The organism is Pseudoalteromonas sp. US3C1004 (assembly GCF_048401065.1).
In the GTDB taxonomy this organism is placed as follows: domain Bacteria; phylum Pseudomonadota; class Gammaproteobacteria; order Enterobacterales; family Alteromonadaceae; genus Pseudoalteromonas; species Pseudoalteromonas undina.
Genome location: NZ_CP183073.1, coordinates 2,686,468 through 2,698,106, shown reverse-complemented (window position 1 = coordinate 2,698,106; position 11,639 = coordinate 2,686,468). Strand labels below are relative to the sequence as shown.

Genomic DNA, 11,639 nt, shown 5'->3' with positions numbered 1-11,639 from the left:
AATATTAAATACGTATGTGCCTATTTCATTTAGTTATAACCGTGAATTCAGTAAGCTTTCAGTCGTTTTGTATTTGTTTTTATTATGTTGACGATCCTAATGTATTAGATTTATTTGGTGCTTTTTATCATTATTTAATCTTTATTGATAAATTAAAAACAATATAACAGCTATCTTGTTGTTACCGAAACTTTGTTATAATTCACCAAAGTTTTTAAGAGATGACCAAATGACTCACCTTGATGTGATAGTGATCGGTGCCGGAGCTGCAGGTTTAATGTGTGCAGCACAAGCAGGATATCGCGGCCGAAGTGTTACAGTGCTTGATATGGGTAAAAAGCCAGGACGTAAAATTTTAATTAGTGGCGGCGGGCGTTGTAACTTTACTAACGAAAATGCGAGCCCTAATAACTATTTATGCACTAATCCCCATTTTGTAAAGTCGTGCTTAAGTCGTTATACCCAGCATGACTTTGTAGAGCTTGTAGACCGACATGGTTTGGCGTATCACCATAAAACATTGGGACAATTATTCTGTGACAATAGCGCACAAGACATTGTTGATATTTTACTAACAGAGTGTGAGTGGGCGGGTGTTACAATTAAACTACGCAGCGAAGTGTTAAATGTAGCTAAAACAGCAACAGGTTACAGTGTCACAACTGAGCAAGAAACACTGACCTGTGAGTCGTTAGTTGTCGCATCTGGCGGTTTAACTATGCCTAAACTTGGCGCGACGCCAATAGGTTATAAAATTGCAGAGCAATTTGGCTTAAAGGTATTGCCGACGATGGCCGCTCTAGTTCCCTTTACCTTACATCAGCACGATAAAGAGCGTTTTGAAGGGCTTTCGGGTATTAGTATTTCTTGTGAAGTTGCAAGCGAAGATGGCACTGTATTTAAAGAGAATATTTTATTTACTCACCGCGGCTTATCCGGGCCTGCCATATTACAAATAAGCTCATTTTGGCGAGCAGGTCAGGCGGTGACGATCAATTTATTACCTGAACTCGATTTAAAGCAACAGCTAGCCGATTGGCGAGAAACGCAAGCGCAAAAATCGTTAAAAAATAGCCTTGCTACTATCTTACCTAAGCGTTTTGTTGAAATACTCTATGACAGTAAAGCTATTCCTGATTGCAATATTAACCAGCTAACGCATGGCCAAATAGATGCACTCGCGGATTATATTCATGCTTGGCAAATTAAGCCAAATGGTACCGAAGGTTACAGAACCGCAGAAGTGACTTTAGGTGGTGTAGATACCGATGAGCTAAGCTCAAAAACATTTGAGGCTAAAAAAGCCAAAGGTTTATACTTTATTGGTGAAGTGACCGATGTAACGGGGTGGCTAGGAGGCTATAATTTCCAATACGCGTGGAGCTGTGGATTTGCCGCTGGGCAATACGCGTAAAAAGTCGCTCAGCGCGGCTTATTAAACCTGCCACTTAAGCTCTTAAGTGGCATTTTTTATTTCTAACTTTTGAGTCTATATTGCTGCATTTTACTATTCGGTTTTTCGGGAATAGTCATTTCGATTATGCCTGCATCAATTGCAGGTTTTAAATAGCGCTCTCTAAAATGTTTTCGATCTTTTAACCCTAGCTGGTTTTGTAGCTCTTGTCGGTTTAATGGTTTTTCGCTTTGGTTAAATACATTTATTAAAGCGATGACTTGGGGGGCTTGTATGTCTAAGTGTATAGTGTTTTTAACTTGAGGGGGTTGTTGTGGGGTTTGGCTTTTTGTTATTGATTTTAAATCACTTTCTAAAATATCTAATGCTGAAAGTAATGTCTCTAACATGTACTCAATAAACACGGATGAGTCACCGGTTTTGGTACTTAGGTTAATGCTTTCAAAGTATCGTTGGCGTGTTGCCGCTATTAAGTTATGAATGTTTAGCAATGAAAACAGCGTATGCCATTGTGATAATTGTTGGGTTTGCCACACACACGCTAACTCAGTATTACCCTGTGCAACCGGTTGAATAAACTGTAATTCATAATGGCATACTGCACTACTGATTAGAGGGTGGTGGTTAGTTGTATTAAACCACGCAAATAATTCTTCTACCATTTGTGGCACTCGAATTGCCTGTGGTGCCATTTGTAAGCCATTTTTTAACGCTAGACCTTGCTCCCTATAACGGCCTGACTTTTCAGTCTTATTTTTCATTAAGCTGCGATGCAGAGCTAATAAGCTATCTGGGCTTGATAGGTCAGATACTGTAAATTGAAATTCAGAGTTTTTCATTTGTATAGAGGTGAGTTTTTGTTGCTTATAGTGCTCAATAGTTGCTGGCGAATATAAGGCACTGATTTTACCTAAAGCTTCACTAATATTTGCAATGCTGTGAGTCATGCTGGCTGAGATTGAAAATGGGGGAGTGGCGTTGCTCATTTCGTTATAGAGGTTATTTAAATCAGGAGATTAGAATACGCGAACTGAATATAAAAGTCAGTTTTAATAGTGATTTAGTATTTATTTAAAACTTTACATAGTCTTTAATTACTGGTTTTAAATGTTAAACCGACGCCAAATAGCGCCGGTTTATTAGTTACTCTTCGATAAACGCTTCACCTTCGTTCATCCACTTAGCGGCTGGCTTGCCTTTTAAGTAATGATCAAAGTACTGCATCATACGTACTGAGAAATCTACCTGATTAGGGAATTGCTTTAAGTGATGCGGTTCACCTTCATATTGTAAAAATGTAGCATCTTTACCCGCACGGCGCAGTGCTAAGTAATATTGCACGCCTTCATGCCATGGTACAGCATCATCTTTATCACCAAACATAATCAGAATCGGGGTATTTACTTTATCCGCAAAAAAGACTGGCGAGTTCTCAATATAAAGCTCAGGGGCTTCAAATAAGTTTTTACCAATGCGACTTTGCCCTGTTTCATATTGAAATTGGCGAGCAAGCCCTGACTTTAAGCGAATGCCACTGTAGGCGCTGGTCATGTTAGACACTGGCGCACCCGAAACTACAGCTTTAAACATATCAGTTTCAGTGATCATAAACGCGCTTTGATAACCCGCCCATGAATGGCCTTGTAACCCTATTTTATTAGCATCGGCAATGCCTAAATCAATCAGCTTTTGAGTGGCGTTGATCATGGTTTGAGTTGAAGACTTACCTGGATGACCTATTTCAAAGCGAATATCAGGTAAAAAGATGGCGTAGCCATTTGATGTAAACATCGGAAAGTTAGGGCGATGATTTAATTCCATTTTAGGGAAATCGTACATACGCTGGCTCATATAGCGGTAAAAGTACACCACAACCGGTACTTTATCGCCTTTTTTATAGCCGGCAGGTTTGATTAATACCCCTTGTAAATCTTCTCCATCAAAGCCTTTATAGCTAATAAGTTCAGGCTTTTCTCCCCAAGCAAAATTAGTTACCTGAGGATTAAGGTTAGTGACTTGTTGTGCTTGTTTGAAGCTAAAGTCTGTTTGATAAATATCAGGAAATTGCTGATAGGTTTGCTCAGTAAATAAGTATTTATCGGCATTTTTGGCTTTTTTAATTACATCAAAACGCTTATTACCTGTGAGTACTTTAGTAACGTTAAGCGTTGTTAAATTAAGTTTAGCCACCTCACTTTGCTTACTTTGTAAGTTAATTGCAGAGAGCAAAAGAGTATCATTGCTGTTAAAGCCCACTTGGTTTTTATCAAGCTTGATTACTCTGTACTGAGTATTACTTTGTTTACCATTAGTTAAGCGTTTGGCTTGCTTGGTATTTACATTAAACGACCAAATATCGTATTTGCTATAAACCAGTATTTCGCTGCTATCGTTAAGCCAGCCAGCAAAGCCATAGCCAGGCTGCTTAGATGGATAATCGTGTTTGTCATCGGCAAAGGTGGCGTTAACCGCTTTGCTGAGTACGCTCACTTTGTTATTGCCTAAGTTTTTAAGCTGTACTTGGTTATTATCAAAGTAAGCAGCAAACTGACCATTAGGCGCAAGGCTTGGTCTAAATGGATAGTCGTTAATAATAGGTGTTTGTTTACCCGTTTTTATATCAACCGCAAAGTAGTCAGCAAAAAAGCCGCCATACATTACTTTTTCAAGATGAGCTAAATTTGAGTAACCTAATAATGAATCCGCGCGTTCAGTATTAAGTGCCAGCTCTGGCATATTTGGTGTGCTTAACTGTACAACTTGTTGCGAGTTTACATGGTATACCGCCGTGTAATGTCTGTTTTTATTGTTTTTATGCCACTGCTGCTCTTCGCGAGGTTTAATTTGTGCATCGTTGTTGTGCCATACATTTAACCCTTTTTGGTCGCGAATAACCTCAAAGTCATACAGTGACGACTCATCGGTATATTCTTTTTGCTTAACTTTTGCAGCAAGTTTTGGGCGGTTTTCAAAGTATAGGCGTGTACCATCTTCGGCCCACGTTAATGTCGCAGTTTTACCCATTAACCATTCTGGGTTAGGTGACTGCACAGTGGTAAGCGTTTCGTTCTGCCAAAGCGTTAATTCGTATTGGCGGCGACGCTTATCATCGTTTACATAGTTACCTAAAGTAAATGCAGCACTCTTATTGATTGGATGCCAAGCTATTTTGTTGGCAACCACACCAGGCTCGTCAATTAATGCTGTGCTGGTAAAATCATTGAGTGAAAATAAAGTAATTTGATTATTATTACCATCCACATAGCTTTGGCTCACTAATAATTGATCGCTGGTGGCGCTAATATCATAGGTGAAAGCACTTTCAAGAGTGTGGGTGCGTTTATCGCTTAAGTTGACTACAACCAGCGGGTAGCTTTTATCTTTTTTATCAGCTGTGATAGCGCTATCGTTATCGGAGTTTTTATCATCCGCGTCGGTGCTCTCATTTTTACGATAGGCAAGCCATTGGCCGTTATTAGCGAGTACGTAATCTTTTACGTCATTAAAGCGTTGTTGCTCACCGGTTTGGGTATTCACTAATACTAGATTGTTTTTTAAATCACTTTTTTTCTTAGTGGTCTCTTTTTCAAGTAGGGTAGGCACTTGGATGAATGCAACCCAGTTCGCCATTTTGTTAATTGTAGGGCGAGTGCCTCGCTCTACCTCAGCAATAAGCTTGTTGTTATTTAGCGAGTAGACTTGCCCAGTGGCATTGCCACGATAAGGAGTTGCACTTAAAGAGAGGATTTGACCATTTTCAGAAAGCTGTGTGCCTTTTGCAGATTTAAAATCAAATACATCTTTAAATTCTAATGGCTTATTTGCTAAGGCACTGGCGCTCGTTAAGCTGGTAATAAGTGCACAGCCTATAAGAGTGAGTTGTGTTTTCATTATAGATTCTCGTTTTTTAACATTATTTTATTGTAACGAGTTTTAATAACAATTCGAGTAGATACGATAAGTGGTAGCAGGGCAGAGATGAGAGACTAAAAATGAATGGTAAAAGGTAAAAGGTAAAAGGTAAAAGGTAAAAGGTAAAAGGTAAAATTTTCGGGCCACGGGATGCGAGGTGTTTGGCATTTGTGAAAAAATAGGAGTGGGAGTGGTTTATTTAATACCTTGTTAGCATCACTAACAAGGTATTACTTCGAATCTTATAACCAAATTTTTTGTAATTCTGGCCATTGTTTTTCAAATTGCTCACTTGGGCGAGCACTAAAATTACTGCGCACAAACTGATTCATTTTACCTTCAACGTAGGCAAGTAAAAAGTTAGCTAGGGTTAACTCATCGCTTTGGAAGTTTTTACCTTCACGTAGCTTACGCTCTCTAAGAATTTGTTTAAATTGGGTTTCTAGTTTTTCAAATAAGCCCTGTACACGCTCACGAAGTCGCTCTTGTTCTCCTTGTAGAGCGTCGCCTGTTAATATACGAGTAATGCCAGGGTTTTTCTCAGCAAACGTTAGCAACAGTAATAAGGTATTGTATACGCGTGCTTTGCTTTCTTTTTCGTTATCTAAAATAAGATTAATACGTGATAGCAGGGTATCTTCAATAAACTCAATTAATCCTTCAAACATCCGCGCTTTGCTCGGAAAGTGGCGATAAAGAGCGGCTTCAGATACCCCAACTTCTGCGGCAAGTTTGGCAGTTGTAATACGCTGGCCTGGGCTGGTTTCTAACATTTGTGCGAGTGCTTGCAGTATTTGCTCTTTGCGATTACTTTTTTTTGTCGCAGGCATGAACATTCCTTTTTTAATAGTTATTTTTTCTACATCAATGTGCGATAACACAGCTACCGGCCTAGTGTTTGTGCGGGCAATAACCAGTGAGGCGGTGTTTTCACGTATTACGGTGAAGCTCTGGTACTGCGCAAGCATTAAACTATATTAGCGAGATAAAATTACACTAAAAGGTCACAAGGCGTCATCATGTTAATGTTTTATTCAGTTTGTTTCCAGCCTTTTTATAATCGTTTGGCAAGCTGCTCGATCACTTTGATTGCTATTTCTGTTTTACTAGTCACAGGTAAATCGAGTTGTTCATTTTGCCAAAAAAGAGTAAGTGCGTTACGTTCTGAATTAAAGCCTAAATCACTTTGCGATACGTCGTTTGCGCAAATCATATCGAGGTTTTTATTAGTCAATTTCCCTTTAGCGTAGTTAGCAACATTTTGCGTTTCTGCTGCAAAGCCGACAGTGTAAGGGCGGCTCTGTGTAAGGTTTGCCACCGCTGCTATAACGTCAGGGTTCTTAACTAAGCTAAGAGTGAGTTCATCGCCTTGCTTTTTCATCTTTTGTGTGGCGATATTTGCTGCACGGTAATCGGCTACAGCAGCGCAACCAATAAAGGCGTCTGATTGAGGTGCGTAATTGAGAGACTCTTGCAATAGCTGCTCAGCACTTTCGATATTAATTAAATTAACCCCTTGCGGTGCCGCAATAGTTACTGGGCCTGAAATTAAGTGAACTTGCGCGCCAAATGATAAAGCAGCTTGTGCTAGTGCATAGCCCATTTTTCCTGAGCTGTGGTTTGATATAAAACGCACTGGATCGAGTGGCTCTCGGGTTGGGCCTGCGGTAATAGTAATGGTTTTACCCGCTAAGAGTTGTGGTTGCGCAGGTTCAATGCATAAACTCACTAACTCATGCGGTTCAAGCATTCGTCCTGCACCTACATCGCCACAGGCTTGCTCACCTTTGCCAGGCCCCCAAACAGCAACGCCACGAGCCTTTAAAGTGGCTATATTAGCTTGCGTAGCAGGGTGCGCGTACATTTGCTGATTCATAGCTGGTGCCACAGCCACTTTTGCAGGAGTTGCGAGTAATAACGTAGTAAGTAGATCATCAGCAATGCCTACCGCCATTTTTGCAATAATATTGCTGGTGGCAGGAGCAACTAAAATTAGATCAGCCCATTTGGCAAATTCAATATGTCCCATTGCAGCTTCTGCTGATGGGTCTAGCAATGAGTCAGACACCATTTCACCACTGACAGCTTGCATCGTTAACGGGGTAATAAAATGCTTTGCTGATTCAGTCATTACAACTTTAACGTCACAACCATGGTCTTTTAAACGTCTTACAAGTTCGGCACATTTGTAGGCTGCAATTCCGCCGCTAATACCCAGCACTATTTTTTTATTTGTTAAATTAATCATGGTTGTTTATCAATTTTATAAGATATGCTGGCTAAAATAACAAATCTTAGGCCTGACAGCTAAGATAAAATGCGTTTTATTGCGCTAATTTTTAATTTTGCATTACAGTTATACGGTACTGACCGTTTTCAAGGATGAACGATGCAATTAACCTCACTCCCTAATTCACTCAGACCGCGAGAAAAGCTGCTAGCAAAAGGCGCTAAGGCACTCTCTGATGCTGAGCTACTGGCTATATTTTTACGTACTGGCTTACCGGGTATGAATGCGATAGAGCTGGCACAACATCTGATCAATGAAAATAGAACCCTGCATAATTTGTTTAATGCCAGCATAGATGAGTTTTGTGCGCAAAAAGGGCTGGGTACAGCTAAATACGTACAGTTACAAGCGGTACTTGAGCTGAGTCAGCGTTATATGCAAGAAGGCTTTGTTCGCGATGCCGTTTTTAACTCCCCTCAAGCTGTTTACGACTATTTAACCCTGAAAATGCGAGGCCTGCAGCAGGAGGTGTTTATGGTGTTGTATCTTGATAGCCAAAATCGTTTATTAAAAGATGAAATTTTATTTTATGGTACGATTAACGCCGCCAGTGTGTATCCGCGTGAAGTTGTTAAAGCGGCTTTAAAAAATAATGCAGCGACGGTTATTTTTTCACATAATCATCCCAGCGGTATTGCAGAGCCAAGTCAGGCCGATAAGCTAATTACCAATAAATTGTGCCAAGCGCTGCAATTAGTCGACATAAATGTATTGGATCATATTATTATTGGCGGTGAAAATTGTGTTTCGTTTGCCGAACGGGGACTTATTTAAGTTTATCGCTCGCAGATATGTGCTAAAAATGAGCGGTTTACTGTGTTTTGGCAAATTAGTTTAATTTAAATGCAGTTTTTACTTTCCCTAAGGGCATTCGATCTTTATAATTAGCCGCTATCAAATTTACACATGAGCTGGTTGGATAAGATCAGTATTTGATCTTTGCCTGTAAAAGCTGTATAAAGAGCGCCCTTTCGATTTATCTCTAGGGCACAATACATGGCCTTTGGGGAAATTAAGCTCGAGCGAAGTTATTGGAGATATATAGACATGTCTAAAGTATGTCAAGTTACAGGTAAGCGTCCAGCGGTTGGTAACCACCGTTCACACGCGAGAAACGCGACTAAACGTCGTTTCCTACCTAACCTACAAACACACCGTTTTTGGGTTGAAAGTGAAAAACGTTTTGTAACATTACGCACTACTACTAAAGGTATGCGTATTATCGATAAAAAAGGCATTGACACGGTTCTTACAGAAATCCGTGCTCGTGGCGAAAAAGTTTAAGGAACTGAATTATGCGCGATAAGATCCGTTTAGTTTCAACTGCTGGTACTGGTTTTTTCTACACTACCGACAAGAACAAGCGTAACATGCCTGAAAAAATGGAAATCAAAAAGTTCGATCCTAAGGCTCGTAAACATGTGATTTTCAAAGAAGCTAAAATCAAGTAATTTAGTTTTCTTTCAGAAATGTAAAAACCCAGCTTATGCTGGGTTTTTTGTTTTTAAAATCCACTCTATTATCCACCGACAATATACTCACCGTAATTGTGTCCATTTAATTAAACCGCTAACTGGCTTTTGTTAGGCACCATAGCTTATTTCTTTAATAACGGTATCAGTTGTTTGTAACCAAAAAACATAAATAATATGAACATTTCCGGTTAAGTGGTTAGGTATTGTGCTTTTAGAGTAGGTTTATGGAGTGTTTAAGCGTATCTGAAGAGGAAGTAGGATAACACGTTAGGGTATGAGCTGTAAGTAGCCCTAAGGCTACTTACAGTGTGATTCTTATACTTTAAAGTTCTCTACTGATATTCTTAGCTCTTCGGCTAACTTAGCCACTTCTGAACTTGAAATATTCGTTTGTACAGCACCTTCTGCTGTTTGCTCGGCAATAGCAACAATAGACTCTAAGCGTTCACTGATCTCTTGTGATACTTGTTGTTGTTCTTGTGCTGCTGTTGATATCTCTTCACTGACATTGTGCGCTTGCGATACCGCAAGAGTAATTGAATCCAGTGCACTATTAGCTAAATCACTTTGCTCAACACACGAAACCGCGCGTTCTTTACCTTTTTCCATTGCCTTAACTGCTTCTTCAGCGCCCGACTGTAGTGATTCAATCATAGATTGAATTTCTTGTGTCGACTCTTGAGTTTTACTTGCAAGCGATCTTACTTCATCAGCTACCACAGCAAACCCTCGACCGTACTCACCGGCACGCGCTGCCTCAATCGCCGCATTAAGTGCAAGTAAGTTAGTTTGCTCAGCTATACCACGAATAACGTCTAAAATACTACCAATTGAGGCGCTGTCTTTGTGTAGTTTATTAATAACACTTGATGCTTCATCAACTTCGTAAGCGAGTTGTTCAATGGTTGCTTTATTTTGATTTGAAATACCTTTAACGCGTTCAGCTTCTTTATCGGCATTTTTGATTTCGCCTAGTGCTTGTTGAGCACTGTTGCTCACTGTTTGAGAAGTACTGCTCATTTCAGTGGTTGCGGTTGCCGCTTGCTCTACTTGCGCTTGCTGATTACTAATCGCTTTGCTTGATTCACCGGTAATTGTTGAGGTTTGCTCAGAAGCGGCAGCAAGTTGTGTTGAACGCGAAATAATACCGGTAATTAAGCTGCGTAAGCTATCAATTAAGGTATTACAGCTTTTCGATAATTCACCAAATTCATCTTTTGCGCTGTCATCTAAGCGTTGAGTCATATCACCACTGGCAACAATATCTAGAATGCGGTTGACTTCAGCTAATGGCTTAGTAATTCGGTTAACCGTAATGATGGCTACAAGCACTGCGATGATAGTCGCAATAATCATACCTATCCAAGTCCATAAATTAGCTGAGTTTACATCGCTGCGAACGCCTTCTTGCAAAGTAAATGCAACGCCGCTTGCTTGTAGTACTAATTCGTCAATTTGGCTAAGTGCTGTTTTAGTGGCTTTTTCCGATTCTTCTAATTCACGTTCAGTTGTGCTGATTGCATCAATAAGGCGTTTTTTATTTGCTGAAAGGCTATCGTTACCTAAGATATTGCTTTCAAGCGTATCTACGTAGCCTTTTAGGTCGTTAAACAAGCCGCTATGGCTTTGCTCTATCGCGGGTTGTATTAATGCAACAGTACGAACGACTTCTTCAAAATAATACACTTGTTCATTTTTAATAATATCGAGCGTGTTAAGCGTTTTAACAGTTAACATATCGGTGCTGCTGGTAACCACAGACATAAAGTTATTTTCAAGGTTATTAGCTGCTTGGTAAGCACGCGGGTGGTTATCTTCTAAGCCATCAATATCAATAATATCAAGTACCATAGAGTTAGCGTCTTCAGCCGCGAGTTCAACAGTTTCTAATTGAGCTTTGAGCTTTTTATTAAGCACTAACTGAGTGTTTTTGTCTTTCAGCAGACTCTCTATAATGTTTAAAAAACTTAAGTAGGTTTTTTCAACGTCAAGGCTGCTCTTATTTAATTGTGGGTCATCTTTTACTACCTGTTGTAGTTCGCGATGTAACTTATCAAATAATTGTTTTTGTTCTTCTATTTGTGCTTTTATTGGCGCTAGCTCTTGAGCAGATGAAGTGTGAAAACTGGCTTGAGCAGCTTTACTCATCAAAATAAATTCAGCTTGTAATTGAGCGCTCTTGTTTAATGCCGGAAGCGATAGCTGATTAACTTTTTGAGTTGAACGATCTATATTTGCTATTTTTATTAAAGAGTTACCGCCAATAATTAAAAGTAATAAAGTGATAAATATAAAACCACCCCAAATACGTTGACTCACTGTTAGATTCATATGGTTTTCCATTCAAAAATACGTCTATTAAAACTTATCGGCGCTTTCAACAATAAGTTAAGTAATTAAAAATAATTAATTTTTACTGTTAATAGTTAGTTGCTAAATTTACCGTGAAACTTCATCACACACTAAGCATACATAATTCAACTATTCGACTATGGATATAAAATAATACAAGGCAATTCTCCTCATCCTTAATTAGATTAAAGGAGTG

General features: G+C 39.4%; 9 protein-coding genes. 4 read left to right on the top strand and 5 right to left on the bottom strand.

Features of this window, described 5'->3' with window-relative positions; translation table 11 throughout:
- Nucleotides 1–229: 229 nt before the first annotated feature.
- A complete protein-coding gene (locus tag ACNSN3_RS12610) occupies nucleotides 230–1,414 on the top strand; it encodes an NAD(P)/FAD-dependent oxidoreductase (protein ID WP_010391644.1) in 1,185 nt (394 codons plus the stop codon).
- Between the two features lie 62 nt (nucleotides 1,415–1,476).
- Here the strand turns inward: ACNSN3_RS12610 and ACNSN3_RS12605 are convergent, their stop codons facing one another.
- The 4 genes from ACNSN3_RS12605 to coaBC form a co-directional block, all read right to left on the bottom strand.
- Nucleotides 1,477–2,361 carry a Fic family protein gene (locus ACNSN3_RS12605; protein WP_418607594.1) on the bottom strand — a complete coding sequence of 295 codons (885 nt, stop codon included), beginning with the start codon at nucleotides 2,359–2,361 and terminating at the stop codon, nucleotides 1,477–1,479.
- A 196-nt stretch (nucleotides 2,362–2,557) separates the two neighbouring features.
- Entirely contained in the window at nucleotides 2,558–5,305 is a 2,748-nt protein-coding gene (locus ACNSN3_RS12600; protein WP_418607592.1) for a prolyl oligopeptidase family serine peptidase, read from the bottom strand.
- Between the two features lie 263 nt (nucleotides 5,306–5,568).
- Nucleotides 5,569–6,156, bottom strand: coding sequence for a nucleoid occlusion factor SlmA (gene slmA / locus ACNSN3_RS12595; protein WP_008113236.1), 588 nt, complete (start codon nucleotides 6,154–6,156; stop codon nucleotides 5,569–5,571).
- Between the two features lie 224 nt (nucleotides 6,157–6,380).
- Entirely contained in the window at nucleotides 6,381–7,574 is a 1,194-nt protein-coding gene (gene coaBC / locus ACNSN3_RS12590) for a bifunctional phosphopantothenoylcysteine decarboxylase/phosphopantothenate--cysteine ligase CoaBC (protein WP_418607590.1), read from the bottom strand.
- A 141-nt stretch (nucleotides 7,575–7,715) separates the two neighbouring features.
- On the opposite strand from coaBC, the gene radC reads away from it, so the two are divergent.
- The 3 genes from radC to rpmG all read left to right on the top strand — a co-directional run bounded on the left by radC (nucleotide 7,716) and on the right by rpmG (nucleotide 9,067).
- Complete coding sequence (radC, locus tag ACNSN3_RS12585; RefSeq protein WP_109874111.1) at nucleotides 7,716–8,390, top strand: RadC family protein; 675 nt, start codon at nucleotides 7,716–7,718, stop codon at nucleotides 8,388–8,390.
- Nucleotides 8,391–8,663: 273 nt separating this feature from the next.
- Nucleotides 8,664–8,900 (top strand): 50S ribosomal protein L28, encoded by a 237-nt coding sequence (rpmB, locus tag ACNSN3_RS12580; protein ID WP_008464111.1) that lies wholly within the window; start codon nucleotides 8,664–8,666, stop codon nucleotides 8,898–8,900.
- 11 nt (nucleotides 8,901–8,911) lie between these two features.
- Complete coding sequence (rpmG, locus tag ACNSN3_RS12575) at nucleotides 8,912–9,067, top strand: 50S ribosomal protein L33 (protein ID WP_004587947.1); 156 nt, start codon at nucleotides 8,912–8,914, stop codon at nucleotides 9,065–9,067.
- A 339-nt stretch (nucleotides 9,068–9,406) separates the two neighbouring features.
- Here rpmG and ACNSN3_RS12570 read toward each other — a convergent pair whose 3' ends face one another.
- Nucleotides 9,407–11,422: a methyl-accepting chemotaxis protein gene (locus ACNSN3_RS12570; RefSeq protein ID WP_010391635.1), complete on the bottom strand. Its 2,016-nt coding sequence runs from the start codon at nucleotides 11,420–11,422 to the stop codon at nucleotides 9,407–9,409.
- Nucleotides 11,423–11,639: the final 217 nt, after the last annotated feature.

Excerpts from the sequence above, each read along its gene's own strand:
- ACNSN3_RS12610 (WP_010391644.1), top strand. The coding sequence starts at position 230 with ATGACTCACCTTGATGTGATAGTGATCGGTGCCGGAGCTGCAGGTTTA.
- ACNSN3_RS12605 (WP_418607594.1), bottom strand. The coding sequence starts at position 2,361 with ATGACTCACAGCATTGCAAATATTAGTGAAGCTTTAGGTAAAATCAGT.
- ACNSN3_RS12600 (WP_418607592.1), bottom strand. The coding sequence starts at position 5,305 with ATGAAAACACAACTCACTCTTATAGGCTGTGCACTTATTACCAGCTTA.
- slmA (WP_008113236.1), bottom strand. The coding sequence starts at position 6,156 with ATGCCTGCGACAAAAAAAAGTAATCGCAAAGAGCAAATACTGCAAGCA.
- coaBC (WP_418607590.1), bottom strand. The coding sequence starts at position 7,574 with ATGATTAATTTAACAAATAAAAAAATAGTGCTGGGTATTAGCGGCGGA.
- radC (WP_109874111.1), top strand. The coding sequence starts at position 7,716 with ATGCAATTAACCTCACTCCCTAATTCACTCAGACCGCGAGAAAAGCTG.
- rpmB (WP_008464111.1), top strand. The coding sequence starts at position 8,664 with ATGTCTAAAGTATGTCAAGTTACAGGTAAGCGTCCAGCGGTTGGTAAC.
- rpmG (WP_004587947.1), top strand. The coding sequence starts at position 8,912 with ATGCGCGATAAGATCCGTTTAGTTTCAACTGCTGGTACTGGTTTTTTC.
- ACNSN3_RS12570 (WP_010391635.1), bottom strand. The coding sequence starts at position 11,422 with ATGAATCTAACAGTGAGTCAACGTATTTGGGGTGGTTTTATATTTATC.